We start from the raw sequence: 22,488 nt of genomic DNA on the forward strand, positions 1-22,488 counted from the left end.
TTACAAACTGTAGCATCGGTAAAAACACTCAAAAAAGTAGTTTTGCTCTCTTGATTATCAATACACGAATTTTACTGATAATAAAAGTAAAATGTGCCAAAATCGCATTGCTCCTCCTATGGGTGTGTTCAAAAAACAACTAATTTATTGATGACAGAGAAAACTTGAATTACGAATTTCCCTACCATTAGCTCTTTGAGGTTACCCTTGATAATGCAGGTAAATTACTTGAAAACTCATGTAATTTAGATGCATTTTGATACGCTTCTCTGAGCATACATATTATTTGTGCGAAAATCTACAATTAAATAAAAATATTTTGCCTAAAATTAATAATCTAATTTCTTGAGGAAATGGTGATAAATTTTTCTGAACACCGACTTAGAACCCCGACTTCTTAGAGAAGTCGGGGTTCTAGTTGAATAAGAAATGTGAAAGCACGAGTTAATCTAGCTAATCTTTGCTTTAAAATAGAGATACCTGACAAGGTATAATTTCTATGGCTAAAAATATTTACGCCTTGCTGGTTGGTATTGACAAATATCATCCTAATTCAGGAGTTCCTTGCTTATACGGTTGTGTTAACGATATCAAAGCTATAGAAGCCTATCTCCGCAAGCGCATTATTACAGGCTCAGAGTGGCAGCTAGTGGAATCTGATGTTCCTTGGCTACTAATTAATGAACACAGTACACGCAGGGCAATTATCAATGGCTTTCAGCAACACCTGTACAAAGCTGACAGCGAAGATATAGCATTATTTTACTTTGCAGGTCATGGTTCGCAAGAAGCTGCACCACAAGAGTTTTGTTCTGAAGAACCAGACCATTTAATTGAAAATTTAGTATGCTATGACAGCAGGACACAAAATGGTCTTCATCTAGCAGATAAGGAATTGGATTACTTAATTTATCAGCTAGCAAAGAATAATCCACATATTCTCGTCATTCTCGACTGTTGTCACTCTGGTACAGGTACAAGAAATCCAGAAGTTGCAGTGCGTCAAGCTGTCGTTGATGGTAGAAGAAGGGATTTAAAGGACTTTATATTTTCTGAACAATGGGTTCGCGATCGCAATAGTGCAAACTACAAACCAGGAAGACACGTTACCCTCGCCGCTTGTCGCTCCCATGAAACAGCTAAGGAATATACACCTGAAGATGGTGTGACTAGGGGCGTTTTTTCTTATTTTTTGATGCGCTCGCTACATAACAGCAACAATATTATATCATATATAGACTTAATCAGCAATACTCGTGCATTAGTCAGTGGTAAAAAACAAGAACAATCGCCGCAAATTGAAGCCACCCACAGCGAAGACTTAAACCAAGCTTTCTTAGGTATGTATGATGCAGGCGATCGCTCGGCTTGCTTTCATCTCACTTACAATAGTAAAAAATATGATACTTGGGTAATTAACGCTGGAGCTTTACATGGTATTCCCATACCATCCAAAGGTGAAGAGATATTGTTAGCAATCTTCCCAGATAACACTAGAGAACAACTAAGCCAAGAAAATGAGATTTGTCAAGCCAAATTAACACAGGTACTACCAGAATTAAGCCTAGTTGAAATTATTAACGACAGTACTAATTTATCTAACGAACAAGCTTATTGTGCTGTTATTGCTAGCTTACCACTACCACAATTAAAAGCTTATTTTCAAGGTGACACTACAGGTGTAGAACTTGCTCGCCAAGCACTTTTAACATCTGGGTATAACGAGCAACATTCATTATTTGTGAGGGAAGTCACGGAACGAAAAGATGTAAATTTCTATGTAGAAGCTAGTAATGGGCAGTACTGGATTAAACAAGCTTCAAATCAAAGTCCATTAGTTGCACCAATCCCAGAAATACCAGATGGAGATGGCTACACATTTAAACGCGCACATCAAGTGATTCAACGATTAGAACACATCGCTCGTTGGCAGAACATTATTGAATTAAAATCTCCACCTACAAGTAGAATTAAACAGAGTGATGTTGAGATGGAAGTAATCATCTGTTCAGGAGAAAAAGTGTTTTCCTCAAAATCAGCAACTTCAGAAATGCGAGGAGAATATACATATAATAATGGGAAGTGGAAAGGACCAATAATTCAAATTATAGTCACAAATAAAAGTAGCAGAGACCTCTACTTTCAAATAGTAGAATTAGCAGGCGATTACGAAGTCTGTATTCCTCCTTTTTTTAGGGAAAGGAGTAGTTTGTTTTTACCAAACAAAACAAAACAAGGCGCAATAATTGAAAGCAAAAAAGTTACCTACGGAATTCCTAAAAACTATTTAGCCAAGGGCATTACTGAATACCAAGAAATATTTAAGTTAATTGTCAGTACCTCAGATTTTGATGCCAGCTTACTTACTCAAAAAGGACTTGATTCACAACCACCTACAACTCGTTATACAGGAGGATTGACAGGTTCTCTCAATCGTTTGATGAACCAAGTATATACTCGTGAAGCTATTCACTCTGAAAGAAACGATCATTGGATGACTAAAGAAGTGTCACTTACCTTGGTGCGTAGACTTTATGGTTGAAATTAGAAACAGTTACGCGATCATTATTGGTATTAATCAGTATAATGAACCGAATTGGAAGCTGAGAACAGCGGTTAATGACGCTTGTAAACTGACGGATATTTTAAAAGATAGATATCAATATGAAGTTTTGCAGTTGTTAGATGAACAAGCAATTGGTGAAAAACTTGAGCATCTATTAACAGCTTTTGCAAATCAAACTATTCCTTTCCATGATGGTAGCAAAAAAGTAGAACCTGATGACCGTGTTTTATTCTACTTTGCTGGGCATGGGATTGCTGTTAGAGATGAAAAAGACGATAGCCCACAAGGCTTTATTTACCCTCAAGATGCTATTAGAGGAGATAATAAAAGCCTACTACCTATGCGGCGATTACATGATGCTTTAGTGCAACTGGGCTGTCGTCATTTGTTAATTATCTTAGATTGCTGCTTTGCTGGGAGCTTTCGTTGGGTTACTAGACAAGCAGAACTTTCAGAAGCAGAAATGTACCTAGAGCGCTATAATCGCTACATGACAGGATGTGCGCAAGAAGTTATTACCTCTGCTGCTTATAACGAAACTGCCGCAGATTTTTTGTATGGTTTTGGAGAAAGAGGAGAAGATGAACAAAATTCTCCCTTTGCAAAAGCGTTACTTGAAGCGCTCAACCCAAACAATGAAAAAAATGCAGATTTTAACAAAGACGGTGTAATCACTATTACTGAAATTATTAAATATATAGAAGATAAGTTTCTCGATTTAAATGCTGGGCAAACTCCCGGATATTGTCAACTGAAAAAACATGATTTTGGTAAGTATATATTTGTTATTCCAGGGTTTGATGCTGCTAGTAATTTAAAAACAGCACCGCTACCTGATGAAAAAGATCCCACTTATCCCTATAAAGGTTTGTTATCATTTGAAGAAGGTGATAAAGATAAATTCTTTGGTAGAGAAAGGTTAAGAAAAAAACTAGTTCAAAAGGTTAAAGAAGAACCATTAACTGTAGTATTGGGTGCTTCTGGTTCAGGAAAATCTAGTTTAGTGAAAGCGGGACTTATACCTGATTTAAAATCTACTCAGTCTGAGTTTATAATTTTAGCGCCTATTCGTCCAGGCGAATCACCCCTCACTGCTTTAGCAAAAGTGTGTCAGGATATAGAAAATCAAAAGAAATCAAGTAAAACTGAGTTCTATCGTGAAAAACTTAATGAAGCAGATTATTTTGCCGACAGAGTTGGGAATTGGAGTTTAGTCCATCTTAATAAAAAATTGTTGTTGGCGATCGATCAGTTTGAAGAATTAGTCACTTTGTGTAGTAATGAAAATGAGCGTCTACAGTTTTTACAACAGTTAACCCAGGCGATAGTCAATTATCCAAAAAAGTTACGCATTGTTATTACATTACGTTCCGACTATGAACTATTAATTAACTCACTATTTTCACAATTGCAAAATAATTCCCAGTTCGATTGGGTAAAAGCGCGAATGGAAGTGTCACCAATGACACGCGAAGAATTACGAGCAGCGATTGTCGAACCTGCGGAAAAAATTGCCTTGTTTTTTGAGGAAAAAACACAAGAGTCAGAAAGTTCTTTGGTAAACCAATTGATTGACGAGGTAATCAATATGCCTGGTGGTTTACCATTGCTTTCTTTTACTCTAAGTGAACTCTACCGCAAATTTTTTAAAAAAGCGCAAATAGAGGAACAATACAATCGAGTAATTACACACAATGATTATCAAGAATTAGGTAGAGTAACTGGTAGTCTCACTAAAAGGGCTGATGAAATATACGAGCAGTTAAAAAGTAAAGACAAAGACTACGAGAAAATCATCAAACATGTGATGCTACGGATGGTGGCAGAAAGTAGTGGTGATTTGGCGCGTAGACGGGTATCTATGACAGAATTGGAATATCCACAGTCATTTCAGCCGCAAGTGGATGAGGTGATTAAAGAATTTACACAAGCGCGTCTGTTGGTAAAAGGGCGAGATGAGAAAGACAATGAATACGTTGAGCCAGCCCATGATGCATTGATTCGGGGATGGGGTAAGCTGCGTGAGTGGTTAAAAGCAACACATGAGCAGGAGATAGCGATACAAAGACGATTAACCCCAGCAGCAGAGGAATGGCATCGTCAGAAACCTGGAAATTTTCGTCTGTTTACACATCCTTTTAATTGGTTAAGTAATTTTCGGCAAATCAATGAACAAGCAAAGTATTTATGGCATAACAATCCCTATTTAGATGTACTCAAAAATATACTGAATTCATCAGATAATTGGTATAACCAAATAGAAACTGAGTTTGTCAAGCGTAGCATTCAAAAGCAAACAAATAATCAACGGTTGCGATGGGGTTTGATTGCTGGTGCATTCACTGTAGTATCAGGATTTGCTTTTATTCAGTGGTGTCAGAGTCGAAATGCTGAAGTAGGAAGATTGGCAGCTCTTTCTGAAGCCTCTTTTAATTCCAATCGGCAATTGGAAGCATTAATCAATAGTTTAAAAGCAGGCAAAAAGTTACAAGAGCCAATAGGGATACAAGATAATACCAACTTGCAAACAATGACTGCTCTCCAACAAGCTGTTTACTCGGTAAGTGAACGCAATCGTTTGCTAGGACATGGAGATACAATTAGAAGTCTCAGCTTCAGCCCAAATGGACAAATTATTGCTTCGGCAAGTGTTGACAAGACAATTAAACTTTGGAATTTAGAAGGCAATCTAATTAATAGTCTCGAAGGGCATCAAGGTATCGTTAATAGTGTCAGCTTTAGTCCCAACGGACAAATGCTGGCTTCGGCAAGTTTTGACAAAACTATTAAACTCTGGAGTATCAACGGCAAGTTACTCGACAACAAACAAAAAGAGCATAAAGCAGAAGTCTATAGTGTTAGTTTCAGCCCCGATGGGAAGATGCTAGTTTCGGCTAGTTGGGATGGAACTATCAAACTTTGGCGCATTAGCGATCGCACTTTAAAGTTTATCAAGAATGTTGAACTTCCTCCAGAAATTCTGCAAGCGATCAAAAAAGATTCAGGTACTAATACCCCAAAGCCATTTTCGTTTCATGGAGTTAGTTTTAGCCCTGATGGTAAGCTGATTGCTGCAGGCAATGAAGATAAAAATGTGCGGATTTGGAATCGTGAGGGTAAGCTGCTCAAAACTTTGTCAGGGCATAGCGATTTTGTGTATGCAGTCAGCTTTAGTCCTAACGGTAAAATGTTGGCAACATCTAGTGCCGATAGCACAATTATACTCTGGAACGTTCTTGATGGTAAAAGGCTGAAAACTCTGAATGGGCATAAAGCTGATGTATATAGCACAATCTTTAGCTCAGATGGCAAAATATTAATTTCGGCAAGCAATGATAACACAATCAAATTATGGAACATTGAAGATGGTAAGGAACTGAAAACTTTGGCGGGGCATAGCAGTGGTGTTCGTACTGTCAACATCAGTCCTAACGGCAAAATTCTCGCCTCAGCAAGTGTTGATAGTACGATCAAACTTTGGAGTGTTGATAGTGAGGATGCGATCGCTTTAACAAATCATCGCAAAAAAGTTTATAGCATTAGCATTAGTCCTAACAGCAATACTATAGCTACGGCTGGTAGTGACTTTACATCAACAAAGAATGGCAAGTTATACGAGATTAAACTTTGGCGATCAGATGGAAAGGAATTAAGATCACTCGTTGGGCATGAAAGTGAGATTATTTCCACTAGCTTTAATCCGGTTAGTCAAATACTAGCGTCAGGAGATACAAACGGTAACATTATACTCTGGAACCCAATCAATGGTAAAATAATCCGTAATATGCGGAAGGCGCATCAAAAAAATATTCGGGGACTTAGTTTCAGTCCTGATGGTAAGATATTAGCGTCAGCAAGTCATGATAACACTATCAAACTTTGGGATCGAGCAGGAAAGTTATTGAAAACTCTTCGTGAACATAAAAATATAGTTCTCAGCATCAGTTTTAGTCCAGATAGTAAGATGATGGCTTCGGGAAGTGCCGACAAAACCATTAAACTGTGGAATGTAGAGCAGCGCCAACTCATCAAAACACTTGACGAAGCACACACAGGATCAGTAAATAGCTTAAGTTTTAGCTCTAACGGCAAGATACTAGCTTCCGGGAGTGAATCCAAAACAGTTAAAATCTGGAGCATTCCCGATGGAAAGAGACTACATACACTGTGGGGACATGGTGATGGTATTAATAGTATCAGTTTTCATCATAAGTTAGATATATTAGCTTCTGCTAGTGATGACAAAACTGTAAGACTCTGGGATATAAAGGAAGGTAAAGCAATCAGTATTCTCAAAGGGCATAGCGCTCCCGTCTATGACGTTAGCTTTAGTCGCGATGATAAGACATTGGCTTCAGCTAGTGGCGATAGTACTGCCCTGTTGTGGAACACAGAACTCTTAGATTTAAACACAACACTAGCACGGGGTTGTAAGTGGGTGAACAAGTACCGCAATAATTACCCTTGGATAGATCAAGATAATAGCGTTCGGGAAATCTGCGATTCTGTTGAAGAAACTAATCCAAAGCTAAAAATTAGTAGTGGTGACAAAAACCTTTTACCAACTCGACCCCACCGTGATAAAATAGCTGGGATAGATGCGTTTATTAATGGCAAATTAGAGCAAGCTGCTAGACATTTACAAAAATATTTAAATCAAAATCATAATGATCCAGAAGCATTAATTTACAAAAATAACGCACAAATTAATCAGCAAAAATCTTATACCATCGCTGTTTCTGTTCCACTTAGTAGTAATGTCAACGGTGCATTAGAAATCTTGCGGGGAGTTGCGCAAGCACAAAACGAAATTAACTCTTCGGGTGGTATCAATGGGGTGAAGCTACGGGTGTTAATTGCTGATGACGAAAACAATCCCACGGTTGCCCGACAAGTGGCAAACGCATTGGTAAAAAATCCTAATGTATTGGGTGTGGTAGGAAATTATGCCAGCGATGTTGCTCAAGAGACAAGCAAGATTTATAATGATAATAAACTGGTGGCTATCTACCCAGTTAGTACCTCAGTTAATTTAGCTATGGGTAGTGGTGGTAATTATCTTTTTCGCATGGCTCCTAGCGATCGCCAAGCCGCAACAGCCCTAGCTAAATACATGCAACAGCAATTAAATAAGCAGAAAGTTGCCATTTTTTATAACTCCAAAAGTGCATATAGTCGTTCTTTCAAATCTGAGTTTGAACGCACCATCAAGCCTAATCAAATAGTAAGCGTGTATGATTTTTCCACTAAAGCAGATATTAGTATTGATAATTTGCGCAAAGCAGGGGCTGAAGTCTTGGTTTTATTCCCTAATACAGAAGAATTATACAAAGCCTTGGCAGTTGTAAATAAGAATGCGAAAAAATCAAAACTACCTGTTTTAGGTGGAGATAGTTTATACTCCCCATTCACCTTAGAAATTGGTGCAGACAATGCTCAAGATATGATTGTTTCAGTTCCTTGGCATTGGGAAACAGCGCATAAATCTGGTTCAAAATTTACTACTTCATCTCAAAAACTTTGGCATGGATTTGTGAGTTGGCGTACAGCGATGTCTTACGATGCCACCCAAGCTTTGATTGCTGCTCTTCATACGAAAGACTCTCGTGAAGGCGTCGCGGAAGTATTGCGAGCAAAAGACTTTAGTGCTGATGGAGCTAGTAGGATTACCTTTGTCAATGGCGAGCGTGTTCAAAACAGTCAATTAGTCAAAGTGCAACGCAATAATAAATCCCGCTCAGGCTATGATTACGATTTTGTTCCTGTACCTTAGCTACTGCTGGTACTTGCTCCCAAAAACCTAATTCATAATTAAGATGTTCAGAGTCGGGCGGCGTGGGCAGCCACGCCCACTACAATGAATAGGAGAGGCATCTTTGGTGTCTGACACAGGGGTTGTCGCCACAATACACCGTCAGGGTTACACTCGTATCAATAAAATTTCCAGCAATGTTGCACCAAAAAGTTGACCAAGATTTATCAGACAGGAAAAACTGGGCATTACGGCGTCAATTGGGAATTCCCAATAACAAACGCCTGTGGGTATTAGCTTGCATGGATGAGCGTTTACCAGTGGAAAAAGCCTTGGGAATAGGAGTTGGAGATGCTCATATTTTCCGTAATGCAGGAGGGGTAGTGACAGATGACGCGATTCGATCTGCCATGATCACAACGCAGTTTTTTGGAACTAAAGAAATTATCGTCATCAACCATACTGAATGCGGCATGATGACTACTTCTGGAGAGTTTATCAGTCATTTCTTAGAAAAAAAAGGAATTAATTTAGACCAGACATCCATTGATCCTGCCCTACCTGAATTAAAGCTATCGTCGGGTGTTTTTTCTAAATGGATTAAAACATTTGTTGACGTAGATGAAACTTGCGTGAAACAGGTAGAGTTGCTGCGAAATTCTCCCTTGATTCCTGAGGATGTAGTAATTCACGGCTACATCTGGGAAGTGGAGACGATGAGGTTACGCTCTCCTCATAAGCGTCCTCGTTTTGAAAGTGAACACGGCACAAGCAATGAGTGGCAAAGGTTCATAAGCAAATCGGCGTTGTCGGAAGCACCCTTACCCAATGCCGTAACCGTGGGCGACCAGAATTAGTTCATCGGTCCGCCCCTCCTTTTATAAGTTAGATGGATTAAGATGCAGCCTTGATCTCGTTATCCTGATTTATGGAGGAGCGTATATTTATTAGCTCTTGTTGATAAAAATCATTTAATTGAGCAACAAATTTGCCTTCAATAATCTGAATTCCCAAAGCATTGGCAACTGCTAGAAAATTCAGAAAACTGGCATTATGATAATTTTTATCTTCAAAATCTTTAATTTGCTCTTCTGTATGATCGCTTAAAATTGCTAGTTCTTTTTGAGTGAGTTTTAGCGCGATTCTAGCTTTAATTACTAAGTTTGATATATAATTAATATCCTCAATTTCAAGTAATAATGGTTTTCGTGGATCGTGAGCAACTAATGCTTCATATTCTCTAATTTCATCCAAAAGATTTTGTCTTTGAGCAGCATAAGAATCCTGCATTAACTGCCATCTTTCTGGTTCTTTTAATCTTCTTTCTTCATTTTCTTTTACTTTTATTTCTGCTAGATAAAACCTGTGAGCCCAGTATTTAGTAGTCTCATATTGCTGAGAATCCTTAATCATAGCTCCCACTCCTGTAAATTAATTCCTATAATACCTTTTTTATTTTGTCTTCTATCTAGTTGGAAGAACTCTATAGATACTGTATCTTCATCTACAGGTTGGTCAGATGGATAAATTTCACCTCTATATTTAGCTTTTTGAGCATTGGAGTTATAAAAATTTAAGATTAGTGGTGCATTTTTTCTGAGGTAGTCAATATCTACATCATCTTGATCCCAGCAGCAGTCAAAATCGTTAGGTGATGGTTCTCTTGTCACAAACGAGCCATTGATATAAAAATTCCTACATCCAGCAGCCTTTAATTGTGCCATCACTTCTTCTAATCCTTGAATCATTTGTCTGCGCTTACGTGTATAACCAAATCTCTCTTTAAACTCCGACCAATGGCAAAAATGTACACCTACTGGTAAATTACCGTTATCGTCAAATTCAGGAATCATTAAGAATGCAATTATAACCCCCTAATACTTTACTAAATAATCACATTCATTGTAAAATTATCAAAGTATGATTGGCTGAATTTCGGGGTAATGCCATTGTCGGTGATACCATTCGGCAACTAAGGGACGGATGATAAACTTGGGAGGGCAGCCATCTTTAACATCTATGCGTAAACTAGAGTAAGGTCTACGTTTGTTGAAACCTTGACCGCTACGCCCGATGAAAAGGTGCGATCGCGCTATTAATCTTTCATTCTCTATCAAATCTCCTCCCTCGGTACGTTGACGGCGAAGACTATAGCCACTACCACCACAAATCATCCAATGAATACCAGCATCACCACTTCCGTTGTCCATTGTTTGAATGTGTTCTAAACAGTGAGCGTGTCCATTGAAAACTAAATCTACCAGAGGACGACCACCAGTATCACCTACAGATGCAGCTACAATATCCAGTACTCCACGTAAGCGTCCGCGAATGGCGATAGTTTGCGACTGAAGCCACTTTGTTGCTTCAGTAACGTAGGGAGGATGATGAAAGTATATCACTCTTCCTCGAACATCTTTGGTATGCCAAGATTCAATTAGTCTTTGCTCCAACCATTCTAATTGGTCGAGGTCAGTAACTGTTTTGTTGTTAGTGTTTAACTGCTTATCGATATCAACGATGATTTCTTCGATCTGAGAGACATTGTTGTGTATATCGTCTAATTGCTCTGCTTCTTGGGGATTATCTGAATTAAGTTTTGCCGACTTTTCCATCAATTGATTCTTCTGTTGCTCTAACTCATTACGGCGTAGCTTTAATGATTTGCGATCGGCATCTCCCTCCTTAGTTGCTGGTAGAGGAAGAGGGGCGTTAAATGTGTTAGAGTCTAGAGCGAAGAAGTCAATTCCTCCATAGCGGAAAGTGTAGTAGCGATTGGGCAGGCGGGTAAAACTCCCTGGCTCGTAGCGCAAACAACGACCCGTGTCCGTTTTGGCTGTATAATGTTTATCTAAATGACGCTCTAGCTCTCCGGGCTGCCTATAGGCTTTGAGGTAGTCTAAAAATGCCCGTGCATAAGCATCACCCTGTCCTGAACCTTGCCAACCAACATCAAAATAGAGATTCGCTCCTAGCAAACGCTGTAATGGCAATGTGGTTAAAGATACTAAACCAAAGATGAATGGCAAGTCGTAGTAGTCATGATTACCCGGAACAGGTAAAATGGGTAGCGAGAACACCATTTGATCGTAAGCAATCCGCTCTGGATGCTCTCCCCCCAAAATAAACTCTCGGTAAGGCTTGATGAAATTATCCTGGTAGAACTCGTTTGAACCCACCAAGTAAATTACATCCCCTGTATGTAGCATAAAACTGCATTCACCAGTGTGGGGTAGCATCATTTCAGCTACTTGTCGCTGGGGATTGTGTCCCCGATGCGCACCCGAACCGCTATCACCTATTACCAAAAACGAGAATTCTGATTCTTCCGCTCGACCATCATCCAGTACTAGCCGAGTTTGGTCAATTCCTTTTTCAACAATTGTACGGTCAAGCCACCGTACTCGCTGATTCATTTTGGCTATTTTATCGGCGATCGCCGGATCGGAAACGAGTTTCAAAGCAATTTACTCCTTTTATCTTCTATTACCACATTGGGTAGTCTATTTAATTTTTCTACTGGTTCAACTTCTTCTGTGAGCGGCACAAAAATGTTCAAACCTCCGGGAATGCAGTGAATCTCCACAGGAGTTGCCCCCAAAATTTCCCCATCAACAACTATCTTTTGCGGCGGGTTAGTTGTAATTTTGAATTGTTTTGCACGCAGATAACCGATGTCATCTCGATCAGCTGCATTACCTGTAGAAGCAGTTTGAAACAGATGAAAAGTAGCGGCGATCGCCGCTGCTTTGTTAGCTGGTGCGACAATAGTTAAATCTAGTAGCCCATCATCAACAATAATCCCTGCTGGTCCTTGAGCAAAGACAGAAGTAGCAGGTGCAGCATTTGCTACTGTTACTGCTGCAGCAGTTGACTTAATTGTTCTGTCTTCTGTTTCAATTTCCACCTCAAAAGTCTCAAAGGATCTCAATTGCTGGAGTCCTGCTAAAATATAAGCCAAGACACCAAGCCGATTCTTCGCCTCTCGATCTGCCCTTTCTACAGTTTCCGCTTCAAAACCAATGCCTGCTAGTAGTACCATTGGGTGTCCATTACAATTAGCCGCATCTACAACCCGAGTGTTTCCCTGCAAAATTACTTGACAAGCACCAGCAATTGTGTCAGGGATTCCTAACGCTGTGGCAAAAGCGTTTGCCGTTCCCCGTGAAATAATTCCAAAAGGAATATTACTACCAACCACAGCCGCAGCTGCAGCCGAGAGAGTGCCATCTCCCCCTGAAGCGATAATAGCATCTACACCCCGCCCAACAGCTTCATGCGCCAGTTGATCGGCGTCAATTTCAGCAGTTGTAAAGTAAATATCCAAATCAATTTGTGGCTCTAGAATTGAGCAAATCTGTGCTAAATCTTGTTCTGGATCTCCATTACCTGCAACTGGGTTAAAGATAAGGCATGCGGAGCGATTCATAGATGGTACGTAACAGATTTTAAAGAAGTGAGTTCCCTTAATTATTACTTAACGTGATTAGGAACTCCAAACTTCCCTCCTGCGGCAGGTTTACCCCCCTCGCCCAACTAAGCTTTTGATCGCACTCACTAATTCAGTAGGAACCACAGGCTTAGGCAGGTGCATTTGAAAACCTGCACTCTCGCATCGCAGACGATCTTCATTGCTAGCATAAGCTGTGAGTGCTAGCGCCGGAATATTCCCACCTTGCTCTGGTGGAAGCTTACGCAACTGACGAATTAAATCGTAGCCGTCTTCATCTGGCATCCCAATATCACTTACCAAAACATGTGGTTGCTGTAGTGAGATCACTTGAATCGCCTCAACTACCGACGAAACAGCAGTAACTTTAGCGTCACACATCTCTAAAGCTGTGACTAAAAAATCTCGCGCATCTGCGTGATCATCTACTACTAGCACACGCACCCCACTCAGAGAAAATAGAGCTACAGCATCATTCTCTCCCCTCTCCCCCTGCTCCCCCACTCCCCTACTCCCCTCCTCAATAACTCCCCTACCTTTTTGTATCAACGGTAACTTCACTGTAAATGTCGCACCCTGTCCCACACCTGGTGAGTATGCATGAACAGTTCCACCGTGCAACTCTACTAAATGACGTACAATTGCCAAACCTATTCCCAATCCGGTGTAGGTACGCTTCGTTGAACTATCAGCCTGACTAAAGCGATCGAACACGTAAGGTAGAAACTCTGGGTGAATGCCCTGCCCTGTATCTGTAACGATAATTTCTACTTGAGAATCAATATGTTCTAATTTAACTTTAACGCATCCACCTTGAGGTGTAAATTTAATGGCATTAGATAATAAATTCCAAATAACTTGCTGTAAGCGATCGGAATCGCCAGCCACTTTATGAGCTACCCCATCAAGCACCAATTGGAGTATAATCTCTTTGGCATTAGCTGATGGACGCAAAGTCTCCAACGCAGCCTCAATCACTGTTACCAAATCCAGAGGACGGATATTCAAGCGCAGCTTACCCCGAATAATCCGGGAGACATCAAGTATATCCTCAACCAGTTGCGCTTGAGATTTGGCATTGCGCTCAATCGTCTCCATTGCCCGCACCGTTGTAGCTTCGTCAAACTTGCGCGTATTCAGTAACCGAATCCAGCCTAGCATGGCATTGAGGGGAGAACGAAGTTCGTGGGAAAGAGTCGCCAAGAATTCATCTTTCATGCGATTGGCTGCTTCGGCTGCACTTCTTGCCTCCTGCTCACTTGCAAGTAACTGGGCGCGTTCGTCTTCTATCCGCTTTCGTTCAGTGTAATCACGTAATATTTTACAGAAACCGCGTAGCTTTCCAGTATCATCTAGTAAGGGTGTAACAATGCCACTTCCCCAGAAAAGGCTGCCGTCTTTGCGCACATGCCAGCGTTCGTCCTCAGTCCGCCCTTCTCTCACAGCTGTTTCTATTTCTTGCTTGTCTGCAGCTTTTTGCAAGTCTTCTGGTGTAAAAATACACGAGGCAGGTTGTCCGAGAATTTCTGCCTCTTGATAGCCCAAAATATACTCTGCTCCCTGGCTCCATCCCGTAATCAGCCCTTGTGGATCAAAGAAGAAAATTGCGTAGTCTTTCACATTGTCCAACAGTAGGCGAAATCGCTCTTCGCTTGAGCTTGCAGAATTTTCAGCTCGCCGAATCCGCAGTAGTGCTTTGACTGTGGCAATTAATTCAATCGGCTCTACTGGTTGCGCTAGGTAGCCATCTGCGCCGCTGTCTAACCCTTGAGCTTTATCACGACTTTCCACAAAATGGGCAGACAGATGAAGCACGGGAAGGTTCGCAGTTGCTGGGTTGGATTTAATTTGATGGCAAACTTCAAAACCGCTCATATCGGGAAGCTTGATATCTAAGATTACCAAATCTGGTTTAGTAATGGCGATCGCACTTAATCCCTGTGTACCTGTTACCGCCTCCGTCACCGCAAACCCTGCATTACGCAATACCCTAGCGACAACATAACGATTGACTTCGTTGTCATCTATATGCAATATACTACCTAACAGTTCTGACATAATTTTTCCCTCACTTATCTAGGACTAGCCCAGCTTTGATGAGGGCTGACCATAATGGATTGAAGGCTCCTTGCTGAGAATTACTTTCTTTAGATATAATTGCCACAGTGCGTTCAGCCAGATACTTTTGCTCTTGTTCCTCAAGTTGTTCTGAAGTATTGATAACTACGGGAATAGCAATTGTTGCGGGATTGCTTTTGAGTTGGTTTAAAACTTCAATGCCACTCATTTCGGGCATAGTCAAATCCAGCACAATGCAATCAGGTTTTTCAACTAGAGCTAAACGAATCCCCTCGCGCCCATCCTCCGCTTCTACTATATAGATAGGACTATGGACTAAAAGTTGCTTTAACAAGTATCGGGATACCTGATCGTCATCAATTAGTAAAACTTTTTGTTGCCTATTATGCTTGACGAGCTTACTAAGTTTGTCCAACAATAACAATCTATCTACAGGTTTAACTAAGAAACCATCTGCTCCTTGAGCCAAAGCTTGCTTTTCGTTATCTATCACAGTGATGACAATAATGGGAATATTGCGGGTTACTTCATCCCTATGAGTATCAGCCAGAAACGCCCAAGTATTTTCCTGAGCCAGCAGAATGTCCAAGATAATCGCAACGGGCTTAAACGCCATAAGCGCCTGCTTCGCCTCATTGAGCGTTTTGACGCAAATCAGTTGATAATTCGACTCTTGCAAATACTTCTGGTAAGTCAAAATAGTTTCGGCATTGTCTTCTACTACCAAGATAGGGTAGCGAGTCGGATCAAGCAGCCAGGTAGGTTGGGGCGATGCTTCTACTTGAGCAGCATCGGGGTAGACAACTGGGATAGACACAAAAAACATAGATCCCATACCCAAGGTACTAGAAACCCAAACTTTTCCTCCTAACAATTCTGCCAACTTACGTGAAAGCGGTAGTCCCAAACCTGTTCCTTTCACTCGTTTTTGTAGATGAGACTCGATCTGAACAAAATCCTCAAAAATCCGTTCAAGATTTTCTGGTGCAATTCCAATACCTGTATCTGCAACTGAAAAAGTGACAGTGTTTTCTGTCATAACTGCTGCCACTCTAACCTCACCCCGATCTGTATATTTTATAGCATTAGAAATGAAGTTGCGCAAAATTTGTGCCACCTTGCCTTCATCAGTGTACAGGGTTGGGATAGCAACAGGTTCCGCAAAGACCAGCGCAATTGAGGAGTTATGAGCAAGCAGGGGACGCAACATCCCTCTCAAAGTTCCAAATAACTCGATAACTTCAAACTCATTGGGATGAACGACAATTTTTCCGGCTTCTACCTTCGCTAAATCTAACAGGTCGTTGACTAACTCCAAAAGAGTTTCTGCACCTTTTTGAATAAACCTGACCTGCTTTTCCTGCTCAAATGTTAACGGGCCATCCATTAAGTCTAACAAGATCCGCGACAAAGACACAATCGAGTTCAGGGGTGTGCGAAACTCATGACTCATATTCGAGAGGAATCGAGTTTTCAGTTCATTCGCTCGTTGTAAAGAATCGGCTTTTTCGTCGAGTTCGGCATACAAAGCAACTACGCCGCGATTAGTATCTTCTAGTTCGCGGTTAATTTGACTTAACTGCTCATCGCGCTTGCGTAACTCGGACATAGCGCGGAGTAATTCCTGGTTTTGTTGTTGAATTTCCTCAAACGGATTTTGCGGCTTAAGGGAAGCCAACTCCTCTCTCACTAGCTGCAAGCGCTGGTGAGTTAGTTTTGGCACGCGCTTGGGCAAAGACTTCCCCATCAACACAGTAGTGCCTTGATTGGGCATCGACTCAATCTCAAACTTATCCATCAGCCTTCGAGTGCCAACAATTCCCAAACCCATTCCTGTAGTGGATGTATATTGACCATTAAGAATAGCACTCAAATTGAGAATACCCGCACCCTGATCCCGAACGCTAATCAAAAAATTCTGGGGGGATTCATCATCTACCCCAAATTCAACAGTTCCGCCCCCAGCATACATAAAAGCATTCCGCGCAATTTCTGAGACAGATGTGGCAAGGCGTGCTTGATCTTGGTTATCAAATCCCAAAGCTTGGGCAATTTGGCGTGCGCGTTGACGAGTTAGCACCACATCTTGCTCGTAGCGAAGTTGTAAAGTGAGGATGATTGTCATCATTTTTACGTAACCTCACGAGCAACCAGGATGGTGATATCATCGCGGACTCGGTTAAAGTCTCGGTATAAAACGCCAGCAATCAAGCTGGGATGTCTATAAATTATACCAGGATAACGCTCTAATCGCCATTGGCTTCCCAAGCCATCGGAATGCATGATTAAGAGTCCACCAATCAGCCATTGGTAAGTGAACTCCTGAATTTTGCGAACTTCATGCCCGACTGTCCCGTTGTAAGAAACCAAGTTGTGGCGTTTGGCATCACAGATAACTGTGCCAGCAATGTTACCTACTCCTGCATAACGAACAGACTGGAGGGCAAAGTTTACTTCTGCGATCGCCACAGCTGCTCCCCGCGTACTGCGCAACGCCCCATGAGCGGCGGCGATAATATCTTTCGGACTGCGGTGGACATTTTCCGTAAAGACTCTGACAGCTTCACCAGAAGCTTCAGCGGCTAGCAGTCCGTGACCTAATCCATCGGCAACTAGCAGCAGTGTGCGCTCTTGATGTATAATACTAGCCCAGGCATCACCTGAAACCTCTTCACCAGCCTTGGGCAAACAAACCACTCCCAGTTCAAAATTTTCTTTGTTAGTTGCGCTAATTGGGCTAGCCCAGAGATGGCAGAGGATAGCAGTCCCCACATCTGGGATGGAATGAATATCAAAAAAACCAGAAAGACGGCTAATCGCTCCTAACCCATTTCCCGGACCAGAGGCTGTAGAAAATCCATCGCCCATACACTCACTAATATTGCTCATTCCCGGTCCTTTGTCTAAAGCCAGGATTTCTACACCCATAATATTGTCTTTTTCCATCGCCTGTAGCAGCAGTACCCCGTCCCTAGCGTGCCGCACCAAGTTGTTAGCAACTTCTGTTACTACAAGGCCGACTTTTCCGCGCTCGGTTTCGTTGAAGCCGAGACGAGTAGCCAGGGCTAAAGCAGTTCTACGTGCTTCACCTGCCTGAGAAGATTCTACAATTGGTAGGGCGAGGGATTCTTTCATAATTTAATTATTTCCACTTTATAATTGTGACGCATGTACCCTCACCTACACGAGAAATGATATTGAATTCGTTCACCAGTCGCTTTGCCCCACCTAGTCCCATGCCCAACCCACTACCTGTGGTATAACCGTCTTTGAGTGCCAACTCAATATCGGGAATTCCCGGGCCTGAGTCTTCAAAAATGAGTTGTATACCTCGACGCATTCCATTTTGGAGTGCTTGCAGTTTGACACTACCACCGCCACCATACTCCAGAGTATTACGGGCTAGTTCGCTGGCTGCAGTGACAATTTTAGTTTGCTCTACCAAACTAAAACCCAGTTCTACGGCAAACTTACGCACCTCCTGCCGTACCAAAACTATGTCTTGTGAGGACTGGATACTCATGTCACGGCTGGGTATATCCATTTGTGCTTCCTCCAGCGGTTGCCCGCAGAAGTGCCATCCCCTTCTCAACGTTCAAAGCGGTGCGTATGCCTGTTAAGGAAAGTCCTAGCTCTACTAAGGTGATAGCGACTGCGGGCTGCATTCCCACTACAATTGTCTGCGCATCAAGTATCCGTGACATCTTAGCAATGTTGGCGAGAATTCTGCCAATGAACGAATCGACAATTTCTAAAGACGAAATATCAATTAGCACTCCATGAGCTTGAGTATCGGTAATCCGACTTGTTAAGTCCTCTTGCAAAGTCATCGCTAGGCGATCGTGCATATCGACTTGAATTGTCACTAGAAGGAATTCGCCCATTTGCAGGATGGGAATGCGTTCCATAATTAATTCTTGCTCCTGACTAATTGCTGCGATCGCTAATTTTCAGCCCAAGACGTTTGAGCGCCATCACAAAAGCGTCTGCTAAAGATGCTTTTGTCACCACATCCGCCAAATCCACACCCAAATAAACAATCGTTTGCGCAATCTGGGGGCGAATTCCACTGATAATGCAATCTGCTCCCATTAACCGCGCTGCCGTTACCGTTTTTAATAGATGTTGAGCTGTGAGCGTGTCCACTGTTGGCACTCCCGTAATGTCGATGATAGCGACTTCTGAACCTGTTTCCACAATCTTTTGTAACAGCGACTCCATCATTACCTGAGTGCGGGTGCTATCTAAAGTGCCAATAATCGGCAAAGCTAAGATCCCATTCCAGAGCTTCACCACCGGTGTGGAAAGTTCCATCAACTCTTCTTGCTGGCGAAGGATTACTTCTTCCCGCGACTTTTGATAAGCTTCGATTGTCAACAGTCCTAGTTGGTCAATTAGAGTGGTAGCTAGCCAGGTATCTTCAACCAAAGCATTTGGAGCATCAGCATGTTCTAGGCGCAAACGCGCAAATAAGGGTTGCTTAAACGAAAAGATAAACTTAGCCGTATCCGATGGTGTAAATCCTTTTTGCGATCGCGTGCGAGAAATACTGTTAAGCATTTCTCGTACATAGCGCCACTCAGAAGATTGCGCACTTGTCAAGTTGCCGTGATGTACAGCCGTTCTGAGTAAACTAAGAAATTCTCTACACTCCTCGCGCAAATCTGCCTCTTTGAGCAAACCTTTGCTGGCATTATCAGCCATAAGCGCTTGAGTCCAGTCTGCCAACAGTTCCGCTTCATATTTCTCAACAACCGAGGGAATTTTACTCCCATCACTCAAGCCCATACTATTATTCCTGATCCCATCTCAAATTTATGCCGTGATTGTATTATTCAGTAAAAAATCTAGGCTTACAAGTCTACTAGCTCGGCGATCGCGCTTGCGTGATTACTGGCTGAGGTAGTTACCAAAGGCTAATTACTTCCACCCTATTATAAGAATAAACAAGATCCCCGACTTCTTTAAGAAGTCGGGGATCTTTAACAAATTGAAACAAAATCGAGCATTTGCAACGTTCATTAGTCTCCGCGTGCGGTAGTCTAGATCAAGTGAATTTATCTCCTGGCAAGACATATTTGTTTATGACATCTGTTATTTCTCCCCCCCGCACTATTCGCATCGGTACTCGGAAAAGCCAACTCGCCCTTGTTCAGACTTACTGGGTACAAGAACAACTCCAGAAAAACTTTCCCGGTATTAGTTTTGAAGTCCACACTATGTCTACCCAGGGCGATAAAATCTTAGATGTGGCGTTAGCCAAAATTGGCGACAAAGGACTTTTCACCAAAGAATTAGAACTGGGTATGATCAATCAGGAGATTGACTTTGCGGTTCATTCTCTGAAGGATTTGCCTACTCGTTTACCCGAAGGGTTAGTGTTAGCAGCAATCACAGAACGAGAAAATCCAGCTGATGCAATGGTTGTGCATGAAAAGCACAAAGATAAGCAAATTGATACTTTACCAGAAGGTGCGGTGATCGGTACATCTTCCTTGCGGAGACTGGCGCAGTTGCGTCACCACTTCCCCCACCTCCAGTTTAAAGATGTGCGGGGAAATTTGAACACGCGCATGGCAAAATTGGATGCTGGTGAGTACGATGCACTAATTTTGGCAGTAGCAGGGTTAGAGCGATTGGAGATGGGCTCGCGCATTCACCAAGTTCTCCCCAAGGAAATTTCCCTCCATGCTGTTGGACAAGGCGCTTTAGGAATTGAATGTCGTGCAGATGACACCGAAGTAATCTCAATACTTAAAGCAATCGAACATCCACATACACGCGATCGTTGTCTGGCTGAACGATCTTTCTTACGTGAATTAGAAGGCGGTTGTCAAGTACCTATTGGTGTAAATACTGAATTAAATGATAATAGTTTAACACTAACAGGTATAGTGATCAGTGTGGATGGTCAAAAGTTAGCAAAAGATACAGTCACAGGGGTTGCATCCTCCGCCGAACAATTAGGTTCATATCTAGCACAGCGCTTGCGCCAACAAGGAGCACAGGAAATTTTGGATGAAATATTCACCCAAATTCAAAGAGGTTCTTGAACTGTTGTGCAGGCAGATGTGGTTAGATCAAGAAGTCAGGAGTCAGGAGAGACGCGATTAATCGCGTCTGTACAGTAGGGAAATCTCCTGTCTCCTGTCTCCTGACTCCCGATCAACAAACAAACGCCAGATCGGGGGAACAGAAATTACCATGCGGATTCTATTTGTTGCAGCAGAAGCAGCGCCCATTGCCAAAGTAGGAGGAATGGGTGATGTAGTCGGGGCATTGCCGAAAATATTGAGAAAAATGGGGCATGATGTGCGCATATTTTTGCCTTACTACGGCTTCCTGCCAGACAAAATGGAAATTCCCACTGAGCCAATTTGGCGGGGATATGCCATGTTTCAAGACTTTGCCGTATATGAATCGGTTCTGCCCGGTACTGATGTTCCTTTATACTTATTTGGACATCCGGCTTTTTCGCCCCGCCGCATCTACGCAGGTGAAGATGAACACTGGCGGTTCACGTTATTTGCCAATGGTGCAGCGGAGTTTTGTTGGAATTACTGGAAGCCGGAAATTGTTCACTGTCACGATTGGCATACGGGAATGATTCCAGTGTGGATGCACCAATCTCCTGATATACAAAGCGTTTTTACCATTCATAACTTAGCATATCAAGGACCGTGGCGTTGGTATTTAGAGAAAATTACTTGGTGTCCTTGGTATATGCAAGGACACAACACTATGGCAGCAGCCGTGCAGTTTGCTGATCGCGTGAATACAGTTTCTCCTACTTATGCCGAGCAAATCAAGACTGCAGCATATGGCGAACAACTAGAAGGCTTACTGTCTTTTATTAGCGGTAAACTATCTGGTATTCTTAATGGCATTGATACTGAGGTTTACGATCCAGCTACCGATAAGTACATTGCCCAAACTTTCAACGAAGACACTTTGGAAAAACGTAAAGCAAACAAAATTGCTTTGCAAGAAGAAGTGGGGTTAGAAGTTAACAGCAATGCCTTTTTAGTTGGTTTAGTGTCGCGCTTGGTGGAACAAAAAGGCATTGATTTGGTGTTGCAAATTTTAGATCGCTTCTTGTCTTACACCGATGCTCAAATTGTACTACTAGGGACAGGCGATCGCTACTACGAAAGCCAATTGTGGCAAATGGCTTCTCGCTTTCCCGGACGGATGGCAACCTACCTACTATATAATGATGCACTTGCCCGCCGGATCTATGCTGGTAGTGACGCCTTCTTAATGCCTAGCCGTTTTGAACCCTGCGGGATTAGCCAACTGCTAGCTTTGCGCTACGGCTGCGCACCAATAGTCCGTCGTACCGGGGGATTAGTGGATACTGTATCACACCATGACCCCATGAACAATGCAGGCACAGGCTATTGCTTTGACCGCTATGAACCCCTAGACTTTTATACGTGCTTAATTCGCGCTTGGGAAGGATTCCGCTATAAACCCCAATGGCAAGCAATGCAGCAACGCGGTATGAGCCAAGACTTCAGTTGGTATCAATCTGCCAAGCAGTACGTCAAGCTATATCGCTCAATGTACGGATTGCCCGATGAAGAGGAAACTTCACAACCAGAGTTAGTCTTAAAATAGTTTACACAAACTTGATTCCCG

At 42.1% G+C, this 22,488-nt stretch carries 15 protein-coding genes; 5 read left to right on the plus strand and 10 right to left on the minus strand.

What is annotated here, in order from left to right:
* Nucleotides 1–499: 499 nt before the first annotated feature.
* From ICL16_RS11865 to ICL16_RS11875, 3 genes are all read left to right on the plus strand, one after another.
* On the plus strand, nt 500–2,542 hold the full coding sequence (locus ICL16_RS11865; RefSeq protein ID WP_190827708.1) for a caspase family protein: 2,043 nt from the start codon (nt 500–502) through the stop codon (nt 2,540–2,542).
* Nucleotides 2,535–8,339, plus strand: coding sequence for an nSTAND1 domain-containing NTPase (locus tag ICL16_RS11870; protein ID WP_190827709.1), 5,805 nt, complete (start codon nt 2,535–2,537; stop codon nt 8,337–8,339). Before ICL16_RS11865 ends, ICL16_RS11870 begins: the two co-directional genes overlap by 8 nt.
* 176 nt (nt 8,340–8,515) lie before the next feature.
* Nucleotides 8,516–9,175, plus strand: coding sequence for a beta-class carbonic anhydrase (locus tag ICL16_RS11875; RefSeq protein WP_190827711.1), 660 nt, complete (start codon nt 8,516–8,518; stop codon nt 9,173–9,175).
* A gap of 37 nt (nt 9,176–9,212) precedes the next feature.
* On the opposite strand, the gene ICL16_RS11880 is transcribed toward ICL16_RS11875, so the two are convergent.
* From ICL16_RS11880 to ICL16_RS11925, 10 genes are all read right to left on the minus strand, one after another.
* On the minus strand, nt 9,213–9,731 hold the full coding sequence (locus tag ICL16_RS11880) for a hypothetical protein (protein ID WP_190827713.1): 519 nt from the start codon (nt 9,729–9,731) through the stop codon (nt 9,213–9,215).
* The gene (locus ICL16_RS11885) at nt 9,728–10,171 is read right to left on the minus strand and encodes a DUF6932 family protein (RefSeq protein WP_190827714.1); all 444 of its coding nucleotides are present in this window, start codon (nt 10,169–10,171) and stop codon (nt 9,728–9,730) included. Before ICL16_RS11885 ends, ICL16_RS11880 begins: the two co-directional genes overlap by 4 nt.
* Nucleotides 10,172–10,231: 60 nt before the next feature.
* Entirely contained in the window at nt 10,232–11,779 is a 1,548-nt protein-coding gene (locus ICL16_RS11890; protein ID WP_190827716.1) for a metallophosphoesterase family protein, read from the minus strand.
* Nucleotides 11,776–12,747, minus strand: coding sequence for a YegS/Rv2252/BmrU family lipid kinase (locus ICL16_RS11895; protein ID WP_190827722.1), 972 nt, complete (start codon nt 12,745–12,747; stop codon nt 11,776–11,778). Before ICL16_RS11895 ends, ICL16_RS11890 begins: the two co-directional genes overlap by 4 nt.
* 90 nt (nt 12,748–12,837) lie before the next feature.
* Nucleotides 12,838–14,826, minus strand: coding sequence for a hybrid sensor histidine kinase/response regulator (locus ICL16_RS11900; RefSeq protein WP_190827724.1), 1,989 nt, complete (start codon nt 14,824–14,826; stop codon nt 12,838–12,840).
* 10 nt (nt 14,827–14,836) lie between these two features.
* Nucleotides 14,837–16,975, minus strand: a complete 2,139-nt coding sequence (locus tag ICL16_RS11905) for an ATP-binding protein (RefSeq protein ID WP_190827726.1) — start codon at nt 16,973–16,975, stop codon at nt 14,837–14,839.
* A gap of 2 nt (nt 16,976–16,977) precedes the next feature.
* Nucleotides 16,978–17,982, minus strand: a complete 1,005-nt coding sequence (locus tag ICL16_RS11910) for an ATP-binding SpoIIE family protein phosphatase (RefSeq protein WP_190827728.1) — start codon at nt 17,980–17,982, stop codon at nt 16,978–16,980.
* A gap of 7 nt (nt 17,983–17,989) precedes the next feature.
* Nucleotides 17,990–18,391: an anti-sigma regulatory factor gene (locus ICL16_RS11915; protein WP_238360737.1), complete on the minus strand. Its 402-nt coding sequence runs from the start codon at nt 18,389–18,391 to the stop codon at nt 17,990–17,992.
* Nucleotides 18,372–18,755, minus strand: a complete 384-nt coding sequence (locus tag ICL16_RS11920) for an STAS domain-containing protein (RefSeq protein ID WP_190827730.1) — start codon at nt 18,753–18,755, stop codon at nt 18,372–18,374. Before ICL16_RS11920 ends, ICL16_RS11915 begins: the two co-directional genes overlap by 20 nt.
* Before the next feature lie 19 nt (nt 18,756–18,774).
* Nucleotides 18,775–19,635: an STAS domain-containing protein gene (locus ICL16_RS11925; RefSeq protein ID WP_190827732.1), complete on the minus strand. Its 861-nt coding sequence runs from the start codon at nt 19,633–19,635 to the stop codon at nt 18,775–18,777.
* Nucleotides 19,636–19,931: 296 nt separating this feature from the next.
* On the opposite strand from ICL16_RS11925, the gene hemC reads away from it, so the two are divergent.
* Together hemC and glgA are read left to right on the plus strand one after the other, a co-directional pair.
* Nucleotides 19,932–20,900 carry a hydroxymethylbilane synthase gene (gene hemC, locus ICL16_RS11930; RefSeq protein WP_190827733.1) on the plus strand — a complete coding sequence of 323 codons (969 nt, stop codon included), beginning with the start codon at nt 19,932–19,934 and terminating at the stop codon, nt 20,898–20,900.
* 151 nt (nt 20,901–21,051) lie between these two features.
* On the plus strand, nt 21,052–22,467 hold the full coding sequence (gene glgA / locus ICL16_RS11935) for a glycogen synthase GlgA (protein ID WP_190827736.1): 1,416 nt from the start codon (nt 21,052–21,054) through the stop codon (nt 22,465–22,467).
* Nucleotides 22,468–22,488: the final 21 nt, after the last annotated feature.

Origin of the sequence: Iningainema tapete BLCC-T55 (genome assembly GCF_014698965.1) — a bacterium.
GTDB lineage: Bacteria > Cyanobacteriota > Cyanobacteriia > Cyanobacteriales > Nostocaceae > Iningainema > Iningainema tapete.